The organism is Pelistega ratti (assembly GCF_009833965.1).
Classification (GTDB): domain Bacteria; phylum Pseudomonadota; class Gammaproteobacteria; order Burkholderiales; family Burkholderiaceae_B; genus Taylorella; species Taylorella ratti.
Map to the genome: position 1 here is coordinate 1,499,022 of NZ_CP047165.1, position 20,917 is coordinate 1,519,938.

Genomic DNA, 20,917 nt, shown 5'->3' on the forward strand with positions numbered 1-20,917 from the left:
AGCATTATGTAAAAACAGTTAAAATAAAACAACTCTTATATAAGACTTCAATCTATCACAGTTCAACAGGGATAACAAGACAAGGGTTTTCCCTATTTTTGATATTAATCCTTTGGAAAACAAGTATTGACAAGGGTTTCAATCAAAACCTAGTATTTATACTAATAAGCCACACTTTTTTATTAGGGGGAGTTATTTTTTATTCATCTACCAAACAAGCTAATCCCTTTTTTATCTTAGTTTTTAATAAAACATAGGATTTATACGAATAGCCTTCTTGCTTTATCTCTTATACAGTTTAAGGGAACAGATGAGGAGGTCAAATGACAGCATTTAACGCAAGAACCATGGCAGAAGCCATATTAGCAGGATTCAATAAGCATTACCGCTTATTTAAACAAAAATCCGCTGAAGCCAAAACATTATTTGAGCAAGAAAACTGGGAAGGTATTCAACGTATTAGTGCAGAGCGCATCCATATGTACGATCAAAGAGTACAAGAAGCGGTGGCATTTATTCGACAACAAGATGTCAATCTGATTAGTGATGAAACATGGACACAAACCAAGCGCGAATATATTGCCTTACTCGTTAATCACTTACAACCAGAATTGGCAGAGACCTTTTTTAACTCGGTTACGACCAAACTATTGGATAAAGCCTATTACCATAATCAATATATTTTCCTAAAACCTGCTACCAGCACAGAATATATTGATAGTGATACCCCTAGCTTTATATCTTTTTACCCTACCCATCAAAGCCTAAGAGACTGTATTAAAGCGGTATTACTCCACTTTAAATGGACGAAACCCTTTGCTCACCTTAATCAAGATGTTAGCCATATCCTACGAGCAGCACGTCAGTTTTTACAACAGCAAGGCGAATGGCCTCTCTCTGATTTAAATCTACATTTACAGGTGCTAAACTCGCCCTTTTATCGCAATAAATCAAGTTATATTTTTGGACAAATTATCCATGGCAATCATCGCTATCCTTTTGCGCTACCAATCGTCTTTAACAAACAAAGTCAATTAGTTGTTGATGCTGCCTTATTTGATGCCCAACAAATCTCTGTACTCTTCTCATTTGCCCGTGCCTATTTCCTAGTGGATATGGATGTCCCCAGTGCTTATGTCCGCTTTTTACGCGAAATGCTACCCATGAGGGGGAACGGTGATTTTTATACGCTATTAGGTTTACATAAACAAGGAAAAAATATTTTTTGGCGTGAATTTGTACGACATTTAGAACATTCACAAGATCAATTTATACTGGCACCCGGCACAAAAGGGCAAGTCATGAGCGTTTTTACACTCCCCTCTTTCCCTTATGTTTTTAAGGTCATCAAAGATCGTTTTGAACAAACTAAAAGCTGCGATCGTCAGCACGTTATCAGTCGTTATCTACTTGTTAAAAAACATGATAGAGTGGGTCGTATGGCAGATACTCTTGAGTATTCAGGCGTTCCCTTACCTAAACATCGATGCCACCCCGAGTTTTTAGAGGAAATGCGAACATTCGCACCTAGCCAAATAGAAGAAAAAGAAGATGTTATTATCATCAAGCACGTCTATATTGAACACCGTCTTCAACCGCTTAATCTCTTTTTACGTACTGCTAGTACAGAAGAGAAAATCGCCGCTATTATTGATTATGGTTATGCTATTAAAGAGCTAGCATCCGCTAATATTTTCCCGGGAGATATGCTGTATAAGAACTTTGGTATGACGCGATTTGGACGGGTTATCTTTTATGATTATGATGAAATTGAATATATGACCGATTGTCAGTTTCGCCATATTCCACCTGCCCCCAGCTTTGAAGCAGAAATGTCAGATGAGGTATGGTATCCCGTTCATAAAGGTGATGTTTTCCCAGAAGAATTTGCTTATTATTTACTTGGGGATAGCACGATTAAAAATACCTTAATGCAACACCATCATGAGCTGTTTACACCTGAATTTTGGCAAACATGTAAGGATAAAATCCTAAGAGGAGAAATAGAAGATTTCTTCCCCTATCCTCAATCTTTACGCTTTAATCCTAAAAAACTTGCTAAAGGACTTGCTGATTATACGGATGTCTAAAAAATCAGACCCAACAACTAACGTAATGAACAGCGAAAAACGGTAACAAGCAAATACCTTTCTCTATGGTAGAATACGCTATTATCTTTTCTAAAAATAGACAATGAATACAATATCATCTGACACTATTTTGCAGCTGGAGGATGTTTCTCTTGGCTATGGTGATCGCGTTATTCTATCTGATTTGAATATCCGTGTTCGTAAGGGCGAAGTTGTTGCACTCATTGGTGGCTCAGGATCAGGTAAAACCACCTTACTTCGTGCTGCTACAGGACAAATCCCCCCCATGAGAGGCAAAATTACTCTCTATGGTCAGGACATGGCAACCGTCAATGAAAATACATTACGCGACTTACGTCAACGGATGGGCGTTCTTTTTCAACAAGGCGCGCTCTTTACGGATTTAGGCGTTTTTGATAATGTGGCTTTCCCTTTACGAGAACTTACCCATGACAGTGAATCCGTTATTTTTGACAAAGTGCTCAGCAAATTAGATGCTGTAGGCTTACGTTCAGCCGCCCACCTTAAACTTTCTGAAATTTCAGGTGGTATGGCTCGCCGTGTTGCATTAGCAAGGGCGATTGTTTTAGAGCCTGAACTTATTTTATATGATGAGCCTTTTGCTGGATTAGATCCTATTTCATTGGGAATGACCGCCCAATTAATTCGAGAAACTGCCGATCGCCTACACTGCGGATCCGTCTTAATTACACATGATATTGAAGAGTCTTTCAATATTGTTGATTATGTCTATATGGTAGGGCAAGGTAAACTCTTAATGGCAGGAACACCTGATGAATTAAGGGCTTCCGACAATCCCTATGTACAACAATTCTTACATGGAAGTCCTCAAGGCCCTGTCGTCTTTGAATACCCTGATACACCCCATTTTCAACAATGGTATCAACATCGGAAGGAGCATCTCAAATGATTAACCGTATTGCCGCACTCGGTCGCTACGTTATTGATGCTATTGCGAGTATTGGTGTGTTTTTTAAACTTTTTCTACAATTACTCAAGCAGTCTTGGATTATTTGCCAACGACCTCGCCTAGTCTCAGATCAAGTACATTTTATTGGTAATTATTCTTTATCTATTATCGCTGTTTCTGGTTTATTTGTAGGATTTGTACTTGGCTTACAAGGCTATAATACCCTTGCTATGTACGGTTCAGAAGAAGCGCTAGGCTTATTAGTCGCACTTAGTCTTGTACGAGAATTAGGGCCTGTCGTAACCGCACTACTCTTTGCTGGTCGAGCAGGAACTTCTATTACAGCAGAAATTGGTCTTATGAAATCAGGGGAGCAAATTTCTGCTATGGATGTGATGGGGATTAATCCCTTACGGCGAATTCTTGTACCTCGTTTTTGGGGTGGTATTATTGCCATGCCTATATTGGCTGCCATTTTCTCTGCTGTCGGTATTCTGGGAGGATGGTTTGTCGGTGTTGTCTTAATTGACGTAGATACAGGGGCATTTTGGTCACAGATGCAAGCGGGTGTTGATATATTCCAAGACGTTTTAAACGGTGTGATCAAAAGTGCTGTTTTTGGTGTTGCTGTTATGTTGGTTGCACTCTATGAAGGTTGGTATTGTACCCCTACACCCGAAGGTGTTTCTAGAGCAACAACACGTACAGTCGTCAGAGCCTCATTATTTATACTTGGTCTCGATTTTATGATGACCGCTATCATGTTTTAATTCTTTATTAGGTAATAGATATGCAATATAAAAAAACCGATTTCCTTGTAGGTTTATTTGTACTTTTAGGTTTCTTAGCCGTCCTCTTTCTTGCCCTTAAAGCAGGTAATTTAAGTACCTTTTCTTTTGACCCTACCTATCAAGTAAAGGCTAAATTTGATAATGTAGGTTCTCTCAAAATCCGCGCACCCGTTAAGTCTAATGGCGTTGTTGTCGGACGTGTTGGCAGTATCAGCTTTGATAATCAAGAATTCAGAGCAATTGTCACCATTAATATGGATGAAAAATACCAATTTCCTAGCGACTCATCAGCCTCTATCCTAACAGCAGGATTAATTGGTGAACAATATATTGGACTTTCTGCTGGTGCTGAAGAAGAGAATCTTAAAAATGGTAGCGAGATTCTCTATACACAAAGTGCTGTTGTATTGGAAGATTTAATTAGCAAATTCTTATTCTCTACCGCCGAAAAACAAGGCACTGCAACCGAATCAACGGTACAATAAACCACTTTAGGTATCATTTGCCCTTATAGAACAATAGTTATTACCCAAAAGGATTTTTATGTCATACAAAAAATATTCCAGAATGGCTGTCCTAGGAAGTACCCTACTCTTAGGCGCTTGTGCTACAGTTGAGAACCCTAGCCCTGATGATCCTTTAGAAAGCTATAACCGCACCATGTTTAATATCAATGAAAAAATTGATAAAGCCGTACTTCGCCCAATTGCTAAAGGTTATACCGCTGTTGTCCCCAACCCTGTACGTACGTGCGTTAATAATATCTTTGGTAATCTTGGTGATGTTTGGTCTGGGATTAATAGTCTTTTACAGGGACGAGGCTTAGACTTTGTTAATACCTTAGGACGCGTATTAATGAACACCACGGTTGGTGTTGGCGGATGTTTTGATGTTGCCACAGCCAACGGTGCCAAAAAAATCCCTAATGACTTTGGTACTACTTTAGGGGTTTGGGGTTTTGGTGATGGTGCTTATGTTGTTCTACCTGTGCTCGGTGCAAGCTCTATTCGTGATACGGCTGGTTTAGCAGGTGATGGAATTGGTATTTATAATCTATACCTATCTCCTTCTTCTATTGAGAATGTTCCTGTTCGTAATTCAATCATTGGTTTAGAAGTCGTCAATAAACGAGCAAGCCTATTAGATGCAGATGATATTGCAACTGATATTGCCTTAGATAAGTATTCCTTTGTTCGTGATGCGTATAAACAAAATCGTCAAGCCTTACTCCGCTCAAAATTTGCGGATGAGATTACAGACGGCACTCCTCCAACCGCTCACCTAGCCATAGATACTACCGAAAGTGGTAATGTCATCTATGGGCAAGAACGCCGTACGGAATATCGTAAAAAGCTCCGCGAGAAACGCCTAGAAAAATTCCGTTCTTTCGACCAGATTGCGACACCAGAGTATGAAGACCCAGGTGAATAGGTGTAGGACGTAATACGCTGTAACCTTAAATCAAAAGGATTTATCGTTTTTGAACCATAAATCCTTTATAGTATGCCAATAATTGAGTAGTATCCTCAAAACACCTATTATTTTTTAAGGAATATTAATATGAGTCGTTCGATTTTACACACAACAACAAAAACACTACTTGCTAGCACACTCGGTTTAGGCTTAATGCTTTCTGTACAGGCTGCTCAAGACCCTAACCAATTTGTTGAGCAAATTGCTAATAACACCCTTGATGCTGTTAGAAAGAGTAATGCTGCCCGTAATGGTGATATTGCCGCTATTAACAAAATTGTTGATCAATATTTATTGCCTAGTGCTAATCTTGAAAAAACCACTCGTTTAGCAACTGGCGCGCCTTGGCGTCAAGCAACTGCCGAACAAAAACGACAATTAGTGAGTGCGTTTAAAAATACATTAATCCGTACCTATAGTGGTGCATTCAAAAATGTTACGGATAGCACTAAAATCACGCTTCTCCCCTTCCGTGGTGATGCCAATGCAAATGATGTTGTCGTGTATTCACATATCAGTGGCCCCAATGGCCCGGTTGCCGTCAATTATCGCTTAGAAAAATCAGGCAATAGTTGGAAAGTGTACGATTTTAATGTTGAAAATATCTGGATGATCCAAAATTACAAAAACCAATTCTCTGCCGAAATTAATAAAGGCGGTATTGATGGTTTAATTAAGAGTTTACAAAAATAAATCATAAATTTGATTGGCATAAGCTAGATAATAAATAATAAAGCCCCCATTTTATGTTGCAATAATGGGGGCTTTTATTTACCCTTAACATATACCTTTCAGCTCAATCGAAAGCATGCTATTAGGCAAAACAGAGAAAATTCTCTTCCTCCTATAGTGCTGTTATAAACGTAATTGCGCCCAGTATAACGCCCGGAAAGTTTGCTATCGCAATAGGCCAATCACGCTTTTCCTTAAATAGACCATAAATAACCCATAGTGTACAATTAATCGTTGTTGCCAAAGGTTGTAAAGGGCCACCCTTTTGTCCCGATAGGTTTAAATCAATTTGTTGCAAATAGGAAACATACATACAAATAGCCGTAAAAGTAGCTACATAGCCCAAAATAGTGATAAAACGTTGATTTGTCATTATATTCCTCTATATCACGCATAAAAAACACGCTACACTCTGTACTCAATCAAATAACTGGTATATTCTAAATAGAATTTAGTCAATAATACGTAAAATTAATTAACTAATTGTTGACTTGCAATAAATATATTATTCTAAAATAATAAGAACACACCCTTAGCACTATTCCTTAACTAATTCTTTTAAAACAAATATCATTACCCTTCGTTTTATCCTTTCTCTAAGAGAGTACCTAAAAACCTCTATCCCTTCAATACTTCACCTTAAAAGCATCAAAACACTTTAAAAATAAAAGGTTAACCCTTTAATGTTCAGGGTAAACCCTAATATTTTTTTTTATTAAAACATAATACGCTTAGGGTAGTTTTTTATAAGGAAAGCATAATGACCAGTTACACAACATTAGGAATCAAAGTCGATGAAAGCACCAAAGAGCGACTACAAGAGAATGCTCGTCAGCTCAACTGCTCCCCTCATTGGCTACATAAACAAGCACTAACCGCCTATCTTGATCGTATTGAACGAGGCGAACTCCCCTCCGAATTGGCTCATCTAAAAGAAGATGATGCTATTAAAGCCGCCCTCGCTCAAGCAGAAGAGGTTAATGTAACGATTGAAGAACCACAACAATATCCGCCATTCTTCGAGTTTGGTCAAGACGTACAGCCACAGTCTGTTTTACGCTCAGCGATTACCTCTGCTTACCGTAGAGCAGAAACAGAGTGTGTACCCTATCTTTTACAACAAGCCTCTGTTGAAGAACCTGAAAAAACGCGTGAACTGGCATTAAATCTTATTAAAGCCCTTAAAGAAAAAACACCTGCTGGTGGTGTAGAAAGTCTTATTCAAGAGTTCTCCCTATCAAGCCAAGAAGGGATTGCTTTAATGTGCTTAGCAGAAGCCTTATTAAGAATTCCAGATAAGGCTACCCGTGATGCCCTTATCCGTGACAAAATCAGCCGTGGTGACTGGAAATCCCATATGGGTAGTTCACCCTCATTATTTGTGAATGCTACCGCTTGGGGTTTAATGATTACGGGTAAACTGGTTACCGTTAATAGTGAAAACAATCTATCAAGTGCCTTAACACGTATGATTGCCAAAGGCGGTGAACCGCTTATCCGTAAAGGGGTAAATATGGCAATGCGTCTCATGGGTGAGCAATTTGTAACAGGTGAAACAATCGCTGATGCACTTGCCAATAGTCGTAAGTACGAAGCACAAGGTTTCCGTTATAGCTATGATATGCTCGGTGAAGCCGCTACCACCGAAGAAGATGCCGATCGCTATTACCGTGATTACGAACAAGCCATTCATGCCATTGGTAAAGCCTCTGCTGGACGTGGTATTTATGAAGGCCCCGGGATTTCGATTAAACTCTCTGCCCTACACCCACGCTACTCTCGCGCACAATACGATCGTGTGATGAGTGAACTCCTTCCTCGTGTCATCAAATTAACGCAATTATGTCGCCAATACGATATTGGGCTTAATATTGATGCGGAAGAAGCCGATCGATTAGAAATCTCACTAGATTTACTTGAGGCACTTTGCCATGAACCCTCGCTTCAAGGTTGGAATGGGATTGGTTTTGTGATTCAGGCATACCAAAAACGTGCACCTTTTGTGATTGACTTTGTGATTGATTTAGCACGCCGCACGAATCACCGTCTCATGATCCGCCTAGTAAAAGGGGCTTATTGGGATAGTGAAATCAAACGTGCACAATTAGATGGTCTTGAGGGATACCCTGTTTATACTCGTAAAATCTATACCGATATCTCTTATCTTGCTTGTGCTAAAAAACTCTTAGCCGTTCCAGAGGTTATTTACCCACAATTTGCCACCCATAATGCCTTAACCCTTTCAAGCATTTATTACCTTGCAGGTAATAACTACTACCGCGGACAATATGAATTCCAATGCTTACATGGTATGGGTGAGCCTTTATATGAAGAAGTGGTTGGTGCGAAAAAACTTAACCGTCCTTGCCGTGTTTATGCACCTGTTGGTACACATGAAACCCTTTTAGCTTACTTAGTTCGCCGCTTATTAGAAAACGGGGCAAATACCTCCTTTGTTAATCAAGTAGCTAATAACAATATCGATATTAATAAACTCGTTAAAAGCCCAATCGATCTTGCCAAAGAGATTACACCACTTGGTGCACCACATGAGAAAATTCCATTACCACGTGACCTCTACAAAACCAGTACCAGCACTCGTGAAAACTCACATGGTATTGACCTCAGCAATGAACACCGCTTAGGTTCATTAGCCGCCTCTTTACTCAATAGCGGTAATACGACATGGCAAGCCGCACCTAGCACACTCAAAGAATGGGATGATAGCCGTGCAGTCGCGGTGATAAATCCAGCCGATCATCGTGATCAAGTCGGTGCTGTCATTGAGGCTTCCGAAGAAGAAGTACGTATCGCCCTTGAAAAAGCCAAAAAAATGGCACCTATTTGGCAATCTACCCCTATTGCGGATCGTGCTGCCTTACTCTATCGTGCAGCTGATTTATTAGAAGCTCAAATGCAAAATCTACTCGGTCTTATTACACGAGAAGCAGGGAAATCCTTTACCAATGGGATTGCTGAAGTCCGTGAGGCAGTAGATTTCTTACGTTACTATGCAGAGCAAATTCAAACCCATTTTGATGCAGAACAACACCGCCCACTCGGTACAGTAGTATGTATCAGCCCATGGAATTTCCCACTCGCAATTTTTATGGGACAAATCGCCGCTGCACTAGCCGCAGGTAACACCGTTATTGCTAAACCTGCTGAACAAACACCACTTATTGCTGCACAAGGTATTGCTATCTTACATGCAGCAGGTATTCCTGCTGATGCCGTACAGCTATTACCCGGTCAAGGTGAGACAGTAGGTAATCAATTAATTTCAAGCGATGATGTTGATGGTGTGATGTTCACCGGTTCAACAGAGGTTGCTCGCCTTATTGCTGGTAAATTATCTAGCCGCTTAGATAAACATGGTCATCCAATTCCTCTGATTGCAGAAACAGGCGGACAAAATGCCATGATTATTGACTCATCAGCATTAGCGGAACAAGTGGTTGCGGATGTACTTAACTCTGCCTTTGACTCAGCTGGTCAGCGTTGCTCAGCGCTTCGTATTCTTTGCTTACAAGAAGATAGTGCTGATCGTGTACTTGCGATGATTAAAGGGGCAATGCGTGAACTCCGTGTTGGCAATCCACACGTTTTATCTACCGATATTGGCCCTGTGATTGATGCAGCCGCTAAAGAAGTCATTGATAAACATATTGAAAAAATGCGTGCTAAAGGATTAACTATCACACAAACTAAAGTGCTTGATAGTGCTGATAATGGTACATTTGTACCACCAACCCTAATAGAAATTAACAGCATCAAAGATTTAGAACGAGAAGTCTTTGGGCCTGTATTGCACGTTATTCGCTATAACCGTGAAAACATTGATCAGTTAATTAAAGATGTGAATGCAACTGGTTATGGATTAACCTTTGGTGTTCATTCTCGTATTGATGAGACCATTCAACATATTACGGATAGTATTCATACAGGTAATATTTATGTTAATCGTAATATTGTTGGTGCGGTTGTGGGTGTTCAACCATTTGGTGGACAAGGTTTATCAGGTACAGGGCCTAAAGCAGGTGGACCATTATACCTATTCCGTTTATTAAGTACAGGTAATCAATCGCTACCAGCTCCCTTTAACCTTAAAGATAAAAATAGCTTACACGCTATTCTTCCCGGCCCTACAGGTGAGAATAACGCCTACCGTATTATCCCTCGAGGAACTGTACTCGCTATTCCATCAACGGCACTTGGTTTAGTCAATCAACTGACTCAACTACAACAAAGTGGTAATAAAGTGCTATTAGTCGATACGCCAACTATCCGTGAATGGATGGACGATATTAAAGACAATCTACGCGAACAAATCCGCTTTATTAAAGAAGAGGAAATTGATACCGCTCACTTTGATGGTGCTGTCTTTGAAGGGGATAGCGATAAATTGCGTGCCTTAAATCTACGCTTAAGCAAACGTAATGGTCCTATTGTTATCGCACAAGGTCTGACAAGCAATGAGCTTCGTGATGGTGCAAGCTATCCAGAAATCACACTTGTTCATGAACAATCTATCAGTACCAATACAGCAGCAGCAGGTGGTAATGCTAGCTTGATGACAATTATTTAAACGATATGGTATTAAGAAAGTATTTGGAATAACAGATACTTTCTTATACTGATAAAAGGACGAAGGGAAACCAGATGGTTTCCCTTTTTAATTATACTTAAAAGTGTAGAAAAAATATTTTATTTAAATACTTTAGTAACCTCACATACATTACCATTATCAAAAATTAATTTATTATCATAAGAATATTGTTCATAAGATAAAACAGCATCTTCTCTATTAGCATACTCATAGCAAAATTTTGTTTCTATATATACTTTATCACTAGTACGATATAGATTATTATCTATACGAGTTACTTCTACTTTATAAAATTCAGCAGACACACTCCCAGACATAATTACACCTAAAAAAATAAATAACTTTCTCATTAATAGACCTCTTAATAAATTCTATTACCATATTTGTTAATAAAAAATGATTCTCCATTTATTTGCACTTTAGATTTCCCCTTTCTAAAAGCTTGAGCATCATCATAGATAGGAGGAATAACCATTTCTCCATTTATATTAATAAAACCCCATTTACCTCCAATACATCTTTTTTCATTTAAATCAATATAATCTCTTACATATACTCCAGCTAATCCATCATGAAATCGACCAGTACATACAAACTGGGGAGAAACAATATAATTACCCTTTTTATCAATAAATCCCCATAGCCCATTTTCAGCAACAGTAGCTCTACCATTTACAAATCTTCCTACCTCATCAAACCGTGGTGATATAACAATATTCCCCTGTTTATCTATATATCCCCATTTACCATTTTGTTCAAATTTAGCTAAACCATCATAAAACTCAGATGAAACCATATTCCTAGTAGATTTAGAAGAATCTGAAGAGCTAGCTATATCATTCAAGTCTATCCAACTAGCTTGCTTATTAATATAGCCCGTCCGACCCTGATAAATAATTTTTGCTAATCCATTTCTAAAGGGGGTAAGTACTTCATCTAAAATCGGATTAATTATCCAATTTCCAGATTTATCAATAAAGCCCCATTTTCCTCCTATACAATTATCACCATAACCAGATACGGCTACTGCAGCAGCATTTTCATTAAAATATGTTGCACAATTAAACCGTGGCGTTATCTGATATTTACCTAATTTATCAATATATCCCCACTGTCCCTCTATAGTTTTCACTGCAGACAAACCGTTATAAAAATCAGCTGCATAAGCAAACTGAACTGGGATAACAATCTCTCCTTTCTGATTTATATGTCCCCATAAATCACCTTCTTTATATTTTGCTAAACCTTCATAAAACTTACGATTACCAACCCTTTTTTTTAACTCAGCCTCTTCTTTACGCTTATCTTCCGTCTCTTTTACCAAACGAGCCTCCTTAGCTGACTCATACTCTACTTGTTTTTTAGCAATTTCTTGTGTAAGGATTTCTACTTTAGCCTTTTCTAGAGCCAATTCTTTTTCTGCATTAATTCTTGCTAACGCTAACTCTTTCTCTAATTTAACCTTCTCAAAAGCTAACTCTCTCTCTGCTTTTTCTCTATCTCTAAGTACAAGTAAACTTTCTCTTCGCTCACAAGCCTTAATTTCATTTGATTGACAACTTTGATCATAATAAAAGAAAGCTTTATCTTGATCTTTTTCTACATCTGTTCCTTTCTCATAAAGTTGAGCCAACATTAATTGTGCAGTAGCATTTTTTTGATTCGCTGCTTTTTCTAAAAAAGTAACTGCTTGATTACTCTCTTTTTTTTCAAATAGTAATCTAGCAAAATTAACCTGTGACTTAGCATCCCCTTTTTCAGCTGCTTTCTTACAAACATCAAAAGCAAGAGAGTGCTTATTTTCATCATATATTAATGACTCACATTTTGATATATCTTGATCAAAACAAGCAGTTAGGCATAATGGTAATATAAGGAGAGAATAGGTTATTTTGATTTTTTTATTTTTTGGCATGATGTTTTATCATTCCCTTTAAATTCTTGACAAAAATTATGAATTGCTATTTCAACGCGTTGATCCACTTCTGCTTGCGTAAAACCTTTTGTTTTTTGTTTCTCTTCCTCTAGCTGTTTTTCTAATTGTGTTATTTTCTCAGATTTTTTATTTAAATCATCATACACTTTATCCGATAAACTACTATTAGGCAAAATTCCAAAGCCCATTAATATTAATAGAATAAGAATAAATAAAGCAGAAATACCACTTATAGTCAGAATCCATAGTTGATAATTTTTTTGATTCTCCTCTTCACTTGCTATAACAATCTCTGGAGAATACTTATCTAGTTTTGAATTAAGATTATGAATAGATTTACTTATAGAGGATAATTCTGATTTTATAACCTGCTCTATATCATTATGAGCATAAGGTAATTGAGATACTGTTTCATAGGCATTACCAAGTTGAGAAGCTTTTTCCCTTACTTTATCCAGTATAGTTAGACCAAAATCTGCAAATTCTTTAATATCATTTGCTTCTTTTATTTTTTTGTCTGCTTCTGTTTTGGTCATCGTAGCTTGCTCAATATAAACTTTTAAACGTTCTTCGACCTTTTCACTAATGATTAGTTCTTGATTATCAATAACTTCTTTATACTTTTCTTCTATTTCTTGCTTACCCTCATTTAAACTATTAATATGTTCATATAAAGAACTAATCTCTTCTTTATAGGGTTCTGTAAAAAAAGAAAGTTTCTGTAGTTGACTGGATGAAACCCAATCGACTTTCTTTTCCTTCATTTTATTAGAAATATGTGTACTTTCAGAAAATAAAATATGCTTGTACAGTTGGTATAGTCCAGTTTGGAAAATAATTTTGAGCACATTACTTAACTCATTTTGTTCACAATAAATATATAAATCTTTTTCTTGTTTTTTAGATATATATTGAGAAGGAAGTCTTTGTAATTCACTTGCTAATCTATTTAGTTCAGGAATATCTGGTACTGTTTTACCTACTATACTTTCTATATATTCTTTAGCTTTTTCATCAATAAAATTATTAAACTGATACTTATTTAATTCATATAATGTACCTAATAAATTATTTTGAATATTCTCTTTATCAGAACTAAATATCGCATTCACAACTTCAACAAAAGCACCAAAATAAGTTCCTGCTCTCTTTTGTCCTTGTTCATAAATAGAGTAGTATTCTGCAATACCTAATATATGAGTATCACCTATTTGACGACTTAATAAGCAATATAAAGGACTATCTTCTTTAGAAGGAGATAGCAAACATTCTCCATATCGTTGGTCCAAATCAAAATTTTTAGCAAAATGAATTTGCTTATCAATACCAGCACTACTTTGCTGGCGTCCTTTGGGTGTTCCTACAATCCCCCAACCTAAAAGTTCTTTATTTTCCATTATTTACTCTCTCCCTTAAACCATGCTTTAAATTTATCCCAGCATGTAGGCTCATTCACAATAGATACCTTTGTACCTTCTTTATATAACCAACGAAAGAGTCTTTCTGGACACTCTTTATCAAAATCCAAAATCAAATCAGAATTTGAAGAAAAGGTACCCATTCTATAAAAAATAGTTTTATTTTCAGGAGATTCATTAAAGAAACTATTAGCAAAAGCAGGAATTTTCTCTAAAGCATAGTTCATAGGATCATAACCATTTCGTTCAACAGTAGAATAATCATTTGTAAAAATTCTATCTGCCTTAGAAAGTAAAAGAGCTTTAGGAAAAAACTTTTTCTGATTATTCTGAATATTTTGAATATGTGTAAAAACAGCATTCAATACATTAACTTGAGGAATTCCTCCCTTTTCATCCTGTAAGGATTGATCATAGACAAACGTAAGTTTTGTATTCACTTTAGACTCTAAAATCGCCATCAGATAATTAGGTAATTTACCCGAATCCACTCTGTGACGAGACCAAAATCCTCCTTCAGAATGTTCCCCTGATGCATCAATAAAAACGATATTCATTGGGGGCTTAGATGAGTCCCTTGGTGTAAAAGAAATATGTAATTCAAAGTATTGTTTTGTATCTGTACTTGTTAAGGTCTTTGCTCCAATAACTCCATTAAAACAATCTTGTAGTTGATAAAAAAGTTCTTCTTCACTCTCTGTAGTTTTTTCTGCATCTAAATAAACCATACCTTCTAAATAGTTTTTCATATAATGCAGAATACTACCAATAATCCATGTCTTTCCAGATGCAGGTTGTCCAAAGAATAAAACATAATGTTTATTTTCTGCATTTATATTTAATTCTGTTAACCGCTCATGATATTGATCTTGCGTTAATTCTTCAGAAACATCTCTCTTCTCTAATCTCACCTTATGAGACCGTGCTTTATATTTAGAATCCTTAATTTGTGTAAACTCTGGTATATCAACTTTTTTAGGTAACGATATTTCAGGCAATACCTTACCTTCTGTCGATAGGGTAGAAACAGTATCTTTTTCTACTTCTAACTCAGCTCTAGTGTCAACACTATCTATCGAATCATTACCCTCTTCATTAGATTTAAGTTTTTCTATTTTCTGATTTTTATAGGGATTTTTTAACATTTCCCTCTCCTTATAGCTCACGGTTTGACTTAATTACTTTGATAGGTTCTTTCTCATTTCTCCCAAAGAAAACCAATAGACTCAACATTACAGCCCAGTCAATAAATAAACAAAGGATAGTAAATAAAAAAGCAACAAAAGGATGTTGAGTAAAAGCTGATTTGAAAGAGAAGGCAATTTTACCAATTTCTTGACTTTCAAATTGCACCTTATTAAACTTGAATTTCGCCGTATCATTGATAAACTCTTGCGTCGTTGAACCAATTTCATTAATGGCATTTACTGCTCTTAAATTAGTTTCAAAACCATATTCTTTTACATCAGTTGTCGTTTGTAGTACATTATCAATTAAGTTAGTAATTTCTTTTTGTTTTTTCTGAATTTCTTCACGAATATCTTCAATCTTTTCATAGTCCTTATTAGTAAGTTTACGACGAACTATTTGATCAATATTATCACGATAACGTTCTGCAATCTCTACCCAATTACTCCCTCGCGTACCAAACTCAGTCAAATTTTCCCCTAAAATAGCTTCAATCTCTGAAATTAATTCTAATGCTCTTTTACCTAATCCAGGACGATTAGGATCAGTAATTTGACTAACTAACTGCTCCGTTAAACTTTCAACTCGATTACGTTGCTCTGTAATTTCAGGTTTAAAATTATTTAGAGCCTTATTAGATGCGCTAACTACATCATCTAATTGTTGTTTATGCTTTAATAACTCATCTCGAAAGAGCTGTTCTTTCTGATAAGATGTATAAATAGCATTAAAATTACCAGCAAAGGAAAATAAAGAAAAGAAAAAATAAGCTATCATAAAACCTATTACTGGTAAATGATTAATACGGCGATATCCCACTAGAATAGTAAAACCATAAAGCAGCATAGTAATCGCAGCAGAAAACGCAAAAGCAAGCTCAGTGCCAAACATATCACGAAAACCTACTGCCGTTTCATAAAAGCTAATTGCCATAAAAATAGCAAGAGGAATATGTACCCACCCTGGTAATTTTTTAGTTACTGGTTTCATTTTTTTACCTTAATTTTCAAATATAAATTATCAAATTTTAGCAAAAATTTATATCAAAAAAAAAAAAAAAAAAAAAAAAAAAAAATAGGAAAATTTTTATAAAACTTATTGTTTTTTAAGATTTTTTTATCCTATGTTTAAGATTTTTTGAGTATCTTTACCTAAGAAAACACCCATAAGAAAAAACATTAACAACCATTTGTACTATATAATGAACCCCATTAAAATAATACACACCCTATTCCATTAAAATTACTTATCCCTATACGACAATGACTAGCTTTGATACTCTTCCCCTCAGTCCAGCACAACTACAAAACCTTAAAACATTGGGCTATACACAGATGCGTCCTATTCAAGCGCAGAGCCTACCCGCAATCTTAGAAGGCAAAGATGTAAGAGGACAAGCAGAAACAGGTAGCGGCAAAACCCTTGCCTTTGGTTTAGGGATTATGCAGAAAATTAATCCTGCATTCTTTGGGGCACAGGGTATTGTTTTATGTCCTACCAGAGAATTAGCCGATCAAGTCGCTCAACAATTACGCAAACTGGCACGAGCACTTAACAATATCAAAGTCCTTACCCTCTGCGGAGGCAGTGCTTTACGTCCACAAATCGAGTCCCTTAAACATGGGGCACATATTATTGTTGGTACACCCGGTCGTGTATTAGACCTCGTCAGAGGGCAACACCTTAACCTGAGCCATATTAAAGTGTTTGTTTTAGATGAAGCCGATCGTATGATGGATATGGGTTTTTTTGATGATATTGGTGAAATCTCACAAGCCACCCCTTTACGAAAACAAACCCTCTTTTTCTCAGCTACTTTTCCAGAGCATATTCTTAAAATCAGTGAAGGTTTTCAGCGTAATCCTGTTACGGTTGAAACTAGCCCCGAAGCCGTAAACCACAATCTTGATCACCTCTTTTTCCAAACAACAGCAGAAACCCGATTTCAAGATTGTGCCGTCTTATTAAAACATTTCCGCCCTACCTCTACACTGGCTTTTTGCAATACCAAAATCCAATGTGAAGAACTCGCCGATTACCTGAATGATCAAGGGATTATCAGTCTTGTTTTACATGGCGATATGGATCAACGTGATAGAGAAGATGTCTTAGTGCAGTTTATCAATCGTTCATGCTCCGTACTCGTTGCAACAGATGTTGCTGCTCGAGGACTCGATATTGACACCTTAGATGCCATTATCAATGTAGAACTAACCCCCAATGTCGCTACCCATATTCACCGCATTGGACGTACAGGACGGAAAGAAGCAAAAGGCTTAGCCCTCAATCTCGTTACCGAAAAAGAAATGTACCGAGCAGAGCGTATTGAAAAAAATATCGACCTTCCACTCACATGGCAAACCATACCCAAAGGCAATAAACAAAAACCCCTTATTCCACCCATGAAAACTATTTGCCTACGCGGTGGTAAAAAAGACAAACTTCGTGCAGGGGATATTTTAGGGACACTAACCAAAGACCTTGGATTACCCAGTAGTGCAGTCGGCAAAATTAATATTTTTGATTTTGTGAGCTTTGTGGCAATTGAACGTCCTCTTGCTGAAGAGACAATTACCCGTCTAAGAAAAACTAAAATTAAAGGTAAAGAATGGTTAATGCGGTTTATGGATACCTAAACTATTCATCCATTTACTTTAATAATCCGCAGAGAAGTAAGTAATTTTTGTAAACACAAGAAGAATCTTAATCCACCACTATGTATCATGCCTTTATATATTTCATTAAAAATACTTTATGATTAAACTATTTTTAATGATTTATAAATGTAGATTATCTCTTTAAAAGCACGGGGAAATAGTAAAAAAGCAAGTTTTCTGATACAGCACAAAAGAACGGTTCGAGTAACTTATCACTATTTGCAGTGCTTTGATAACTAACTACTAAATCTTTATTAAAAATAATTAACACATAAACTATTTTCTAAAATATAGCGATAACCCCATCACTCACGCCCATATTTTGCTTCCCATTCTTTCTTCATTTCCTCAGGACAGGAAGAATATGGCGTAGATTTATAACGGTTATAACTCCATAAATACTGTGTAGGTGCAAGGCGGATTAAATCCTCTAGGGCAGTATTCATTGCCTGTGCCTGTGCCTCATTATCTAAGTCTTGCAAATCAGGGCCATCTCTAAACACAAGCTCCCACCCCTGACCATTGGGAAGACGAATACCCGCAACCATTACCACCTTAGCCCCCGTTTGCTTGGCTAATTTCCCTGGTAAAGTAATCGTATAGGCAGGACGATCAAAAAACTTTACCCATACCCCATCAGGATTAGAAGGTGCTTGATCAGGCAATAAACCAATATCCCCTCCTTGACGTAAAGTTTTCAAAAAACCTCGTACCCCAGAAAAATCTGCTGGTAATGCAACCAATCCCGAAGCATCACGCGCATTTTTCATCACAGGTTCAAAAAAATCACGTCTTGCCTTACGATACATTACCGTAATCGGTTTTTGTTGGGCTAAATAGCGTGCACAGATCTCAAAACAGCCCAGATGAGGGGTAATGAAAATAACACTTTGCGCTTTATTTTCCCGTAACTGTGCTAAATAATCAGGATTGGCTACCCGAACCTTTTGTAAGCATTCCTTCCCCCTAAACCAAACCTTGGGAATTTCCGCAAACATCTGACCAATTTGCTTTGCTGCCTCACGATGAAAAGCCGCCTCAGCATATCCTGCCTGTATCGCATGTTCACGAATACGATTCCCATAGCGAGGAGAAAGATAAAACACCAATAAACCCAAAGCCGATCCCATTCCTTGCAATAATCGTAAAGGGATAAGACTCCATATTTTTAATAAAAAAATCATTTACTTCTCCGACGAGGTCGTCCTCTTGCGATAGGGCTAACACGGCGATTAGCCACTATCGCTATCTGTGCAATAAAATCATCACTTCCTAATGCCCATTGCCCCATCAATGCTGTTTGTATTTTTTGATACATACCTGCACTGATCCCCTCTTCACATAATTGTCGATATTTTACTTGACGTTCTAGAGGTGTATTCCCCAACTGCCTGTATGCTTCATGTAGATGAATCCAAGTATCTTTTTCCGTACAATGCCCTGTATGCCAGCCAATAGAAGACCACGGTAATATATCCTGAATACTCATCCCCTCTTGTTGATACACCTGACTTTCTAACCATACCATACAGGCAAGCGTATATTCACCTGATTCAACCAGACAAGAACGATAGCGCGACATGAATACTGCTCCCACTCTTAGTGTAGAGGCAAGGTGCCGTCCTACTGCTTGCACAACAGAAGAAATTATTCGAGGGGAAGATGGTGTACAAAATAAGAAAATACTCTCTTGCGTTACTGACCATGCATGTACCACCAATCCATAATGCCTACTGGTTTGCTCAATCCACGTTAATAATCGAAATCTCACCTCAAGCATCTCAGGCAATACCTGAGAAGATAATTGTACCTGAATTAATTGACTCGTATCAGGTGCATAAAGCCGTGCTAATCGTGCCATAAAGAAAAATGTATCAACGTTTAACTTGAAAAACGATATTATCACCCTTTTCTAAGAAAAAAGCTTGAAAACCACTGATTTTACTATACCTTTTAAAACCCGAGTATTTTAGTCAAGTTTTAGTGTTACAGCCTGATACCAAATACCCTCTCTTTCCCTCTCCAAAAATTAGCGAAATATATATAAGAGTGGTAGAATATAGATAACTTAAATATATATTGGGAAACCAAGGAATTACTATGACAAATCAATCTATCGCCTTACAGCAAAATGTTTCTATGGCATTGGTTCACCCCGGTGCTATGGGTACTATTGAAGCGTATATTAGTGCCGTCAATCGTATTCCAGTTCTTACACCTGAGCAAGAAAGAGATTTTGCCGAAAAATTACAAAAAGACGGGGACTTAGATGCTGCTCGTGCATTAATTCTTTCTCATTTACGTTTGGTTGTTTCTATTTCTCGTCAATACCTCGGTTACGGCATCGCACACGCAGACTTAATCCAAGAGGGAAATATCGGTTTAATGAAAGCCGTTAAACGCTTTAACCTCTCTCATGGAGTTCGTCTTGTATCCTTTGCTGTTCACTGGATTAAAGCAGAAATTAATGAATATATTATTCGCAACTGGCGTTTAGTAAAAGTAGCTACCACTAAGGCTCAACGTAAATTATTCTTTAATCTACGCAGTATGCGTCCTGACGGTCAAACATTGGATAGAGAACAGATTGAGGGTATTGCTCAAAAACTCAACGTTCGCCCTGAAGATGTTGCCGAAATGGAAGTTCGCCTTTCTGGTCGTGATATGGCACTTGAATCCTCTCAAGATGATGAAGATGATTTTGCGCCTATTGCCTACCTTTCTGATGAAGGAGCATTAGAACCCGGTCATCTACTTGCACAACGTAACCGTCTTGAATTACAGACAGATGGTATCGCTAATGCTTTAGAGAAACTTGATGATCGCTCACGCCATATCATTGAATCACGTTGGTTACAAGATGATGGTGAGGGTAAAACCTTACACGAATTGGCAAGTGAGTACGGTGTTTCTGCAGAACGTGTTCGCCAAATTGAAAATGCAGCCATTAAGAAAATGCGTAAATTCTTGGAAGCACAAGAAGCGTAGAGTATATGTCCTTCTTTAAGGTAGCGATAACCTTATAATAAGAGAGTGATTGAGTTTTATCAGTCACTCTTTTTTCTTGAGGGGAGCAAGTAAACTAGGCACTA

General features: G+C 37.3%; 17 protein-coding genes. 9 read left to right on the forward strand and 8 right to left on the reverse strand.

The window, feature by feature from the left end:
* The first annotated feature begins 323 nt into the window (after positions 1 to 323).
* The 6 genes from aceK (at position 324) to F9B76_RS06505 (ending at position 5,978) form a co-directional block, all read left to right on the forward strand.
* On the forward strand, positions 324 to 2,090 hold the full coding sequence (aceK, locus tag F9B76_RS06480) for a bifunctional isocitrate dehydrogenase kinase/phosphatase (RefSeq protein ID WP_159991374.1): 1,767 nt from the start codon (positions 324 to 326) through the stop codon (positions 2,088 to 2,090).
* Between the two features lie 103 nt (positions 2,091 to 2,193).
* A complete protein-coding gene (locus F9B76_RS06485; protein ID WP_159991375.1) occupies positions 2,194 to 3,021 on the forward strand; it encodes an ABC transporter ATP-binding protein in 828 nt (275 codons plus the stop codon).
* Entirely contained in the window at positions 3,018 to 3,791 is a 774-nt protein-coding gene (gene mlaE / locus F9B76_RS06490; protein ID WP_159991376.1) for a lipid asymmetry maintenance ABC transporter permease subunit MlaE, read from the forward strand. The genes F9B76_RS06485 and mlaE overlap by 4 nt, the downstream gene beginning before the upstream one ends.
* A 20-nt stretch (positions 3,792 to 3,811) precedes the next feature.
* Positions 3,812 to 4,297 carry an outer membrane lipid asymmetry maintenance protein MlaD gene (mlaD, locus tag F9B76_RS06495; RefSeq protein WP_159991377.1) on the forward strand — a complete coding sequence of 162 codons (486 nt, stop codon included), beginning with the start codon at positions 3,812 to 3,814 and terminating at the stop codon, positions 4,295 to 4,297.
* Between the two features lie 58 nt (positions 4,298 to 4,355).
* Positions 4,356 to 5,243 (forward strand): MlaA family lipoprotein, encoded by an 888-nt coding sequence (locus tag F9B76_RS06500; RefSeq protein WP_159991378.1) that lies wholly within the window; start codon positions 4,356 to 4,358, stop codon positions 5,241 to 5,243.
* A 129-nt stretch (positions 5,244 to 5,372) separates the two neighbouring features.
* Positions 5,373 to 5,978: an MlaC/ttg2D family ABC transporter substrate-binding protein gene (locus F9B76_RS06505; protein ID WP_159991379.1), complete on the forward strand. Its 606-nt coding sequence runs from the start codon at positions 5,373 to 5,375 to the stop codon at positions 5,976 to 5,978.
* 151 nt (positions 5,979 to 6,129) lie between these two features.
* Here F9B76_RS06505 and F9B76_RS06510 read toward each other — a convergent pair whose 3' ends face one another.
* Positions 6,130 to 6,390, reverse strand: coding sequence for a SemiSWEET family transporter (locus F9B76_RS06510; RefSeq protein WP_159991380.1), 261 nt, complete (start codon positions 6,388 to 6,390; stop codon positions 6,130 to 6,132).
* 387 nt (positions 6,391 to 6,777) lie between these two features.
* On the opposite strand from F9B76_RS06510, the gene putA reads away from it, so the two are divergent.
* Positions 6,778 to 10,605: a trifunctional transcriptional regulator/proline dehydrogenase/L-glutamate gamma-semialdehyde dehydrogenase gene (gene putA / locus F9B76_RS06515; RefSeq protein WP_159991381.1), complete on the forward strand. Its 3,828-nt coding sequence runs from the start codon at positions 6,778 to 6,780 to the stop codon at positions 10,603 to 10,605.
* A 119-nt stretch (positions 10,606 to 10,724) separates the two neighbouring features.
* Here putA and F9B76_RS06520 read toward each other — a convergent pair whose 3' ends face one another.
* Genes F9B76_RS06520 through F9B76_RS06540 form a run of 5 tightly spaced genes read right to left on the reverse strand, consistent with a single transcriptional unit; the run spans position 10,725 to position 16,158 of the window.
* Positions 10,725 to 10,976 carry a hypothetical protein gene (locus F9B76_RS06520; RefSeq protein ID WP_159991382.1) on the reverse strand — a complete coding sequence of 84 codons (252 nt, stop codon included), beginning with the start codon at positions 10,974 to 10,976 and terminating at the stop codon, positions 10,725 to 10,727.
* Positions 10,977 to 10,987: 11 nt separating this feature from the next.
* Positions 10,988 to 12,541 (reverse strand): WG repeat-containing protein, encoded by a 1,554-nt coding sequence (locus tag F9B76_RS06525; protein ID WP_159991383.1) that lies wholly within the window; start codon positions 12,539 to 12,541, stop codon positions 10,988 to 10,990.
* The gene (locus tag F9B76_RS06530) at positions 12,514 to 13,959 is read right to left on the reverse strand and encodes a hypothetical protein (protein ID WP_159991384.1); all 1,446 of its coding nucleotides are present in this window, start codon (positions 13,957 to 13,959) and stop codon (positions 12,514 to 12,516) included. Before F9B76_RS06530 ends, F9B76_RS06525 begins: the two co-directional genes overlap by 28 nt.
* Positions 13,959 to 15,125, reverse strand: a complete 1,167-nt coding sequence (locus tag F9B76_RS06535; protein ID WP_159991385.1) for a ribonucleoside-triphosphate reductase — start codon at positions 15,123 to 15,125, stop codon at positions 13,959 to 13,961. Before F9B76_RS06535 ends, F9B76_RS06530 begins: the two co-directional genes overlap by 1 nt.
* A 10-nt stretch (positions 15,126 to 15,135) precedes the next feature.
* On the reverse strand, positions 15,136 to 16,158 hold the full coding sequence (locus F9B76_RS06540) for a coiled-coil domain-containing protein (RefSeq protein ID WP_159991386.1): 1,023 nt from the start codon (positions 16,156 to 16,158) through the stop codon (positions 15,136 to 15,138).
* A 272-nt stretch (positions 16,159 to 16,430) separates the two neighbouring features.
* On the opposite strand from F9B76_RS06540, the gene dbpA reads away from it, so the two are divergent.
* Positions 16,431 to 17,804 carry an ATP-dependent RNA helicase DbpA gene (gene dbpA, locus F9B76_RS06545; RefSeq protein WP_159991387.1) on the forward strand — a complete coding sequence of 458 codons (1,374 nt, stop codon included), beginning with the start codon at positions 16,431 to 16,433 and terminating at the stop codon, positions 17,802 to 17,804.
* Positions 17,805 to 18,130: 326 nt separating this feature from the next.
* On the opposite strand, the gene F9B76_RS06550 is transcribed toward dbpA, so the two are convergent.
* Both F9B76_RS06550 and F9B76_RS06555 read right to left on the reverse strand, forming a co-directional pair.
* Positions 18,131 to 19,009, reverse strand: coding sequence for a lysophospholipid acyltransferase family protein (locus F9B76_RS06550; protein WP_159991388.1), 879 nt, complete (start codon positions 19,007 to 19,009; stop codon positions 18,131 to 18,133).
* Complete coding sequence (locus F9B76_RS06555) at positions 19,006 to 19,686, reverse strand: hypothetical protein (RefSeq protein ID WP_159991389.1); 681 nt, start codon at positions 19,684 to 19,686, stop codon at positions 19,006 to 19,008. The genes F9B76_RS06550 and F9B76_RS06555 overlap by 4 nt, the downstream gene beginning before the upstream one ends.
* A gap of 239 nt (positions 19,687 to 19,925) precedes the next feature.
* On the opposite strand from F9B76_RS06555, the gene rpoH reads away from it, so the two are divergent.
* Complete coding sequence (gene rpoH / locus F9B76_RS06560; protein ID WP_159991390.1) at positions 19,926 to 20,813, forward strand: RNA polymerase sigma factor RpoH; 888 nt, start codon at positions 19,926 to 19,928, stop codon at positions 20,811 to 20,813.
* Positions 20,814 to 20,917 lie beyond the last annotated feature (104 nt).

What these genes read in the sequence shown, in the direction of transcription:
- aceK (WP_159991374.1), top strand. Translation starts at nt 324, where the DNA reads ATGACAGCATTTAACGCAAGAACCATGGCAGAAGCCATATTAGCAGGA.
- F9B76_RS06485 (WP_159991375.1), top strand. Translation starts at nt 2,194, where the DNA reads ATGAATACAATATCATCTGACACTATTTTGCAGCTGGAGGATGTTTCT.
- mlaE (WP_159991376.1), top strand. Translation starts at nt 3,018, where the DNA reads ATGATTAACCGTATTGCCGCACTCGGTCGCTACGTTATTGATGCTATT.
- mlaD (WP_159991377.1), top strand. Translation starts at nt 3,812, where the DNA reads ATGCAATATAAAAAAACCGATTTCCTTGTAGGTTTATTTGTACTTTTA.
- F9B76_RS06500 (WP_159991378.1), top strand. Translation starts at nt 4,356, where the DNA reads ATGTCATACAAAAAATATTCCAGAATGGCTGTCCTAGGAAGTACCCTA.
- F9B76_RS06505 (WP_159991379.1), top strand. Translation starts at nt 5,373, where the DNA reads ATGAGTCGTTCGATTTTACACACAACAACAAAAACACTACTTGCTAGC.
- F9B76_RS06510 (WP_159991380.1), bottom strand. Translation starts at nt 6,390, where the DNA reads ATGACAAATCAACGTTTTATCACTATTTTGGGCTATGTAGCTACTTTT.
- putA (WP_159991381.1), top strand. Translation starts at nt 6,778, where the DNA reads ATGACCAGTTACACAACATTAGGAATCAAAGTCGATGAAAGCACCAAA.
- F9B76_RS06520 (WP_159991382.1), bottom strand. Translation starts at nt 10,976, where the DNA reads ATGAGAAAGTTATTTATTTTTTTAGGTGTAATTATGTCTGGGAGTGTG.
- F9B76_RS06525 (WP_159991383.1), bottom strand. Translation starts at nt 12,541, where the DNA reads ATGCCAAAAAATAAAAAAATCAAAATAACCTATTCTCTCCTTATATTA.
- F9B76_RS06530 (WP_159991384.1), bottom strand. Translation starts at nt 13,959, where the DNA reads ATGGAAAATAAAGAACTTTTAGGTTGGGGGATTGTAGGAACACCCAAA.
- F9B76_RS06535 (WP_159991385.1), bottom strand. Translation starts at nt 15,125, where the DNA reads ATGTTAAAAAATCCCTATAAAAATCAGAAAATAGAAAAACTTAAATCT.
- F9B76_RS06540 (WP_159991386.1), bottom strand. Translation starts at nt 16,158, where the DNA reads ATGAAACCAGTAACTAAAAAATTACCAGGGTGGGTACATATTCCTCTT.
- dbpA (WP_159991387.1), top strand. Translation starts at nt 16,431, where the DNA reads ATGACTAGCTTTGATACTCTTCCCCTCAGTCCAGCACAACTACAAAAC.
- F9B76_RS06550 (WP_159991388.1), bottom strand. Translation starts at nt 19,009, where the DNA reads ATGATTTTTTTATTAAAAATATGGAGTCTTATCCCTTTACGATTATTG.
- F9B76_RS06555 (WP_159991389.1), bottom strand. Translation starts at nt 19,686, where the DNA reads ATGGCACGATTAGCACGGCTTTATGCACCTGATACGAGTCAATTAATT.
- rpoH (WP_159991390.1), top strand. Translation starts at nt 19,926, where the DNA reads ATGACAAATCAATCTATCGCCTTACAGCAAAATGTTTCTATGGCATTG.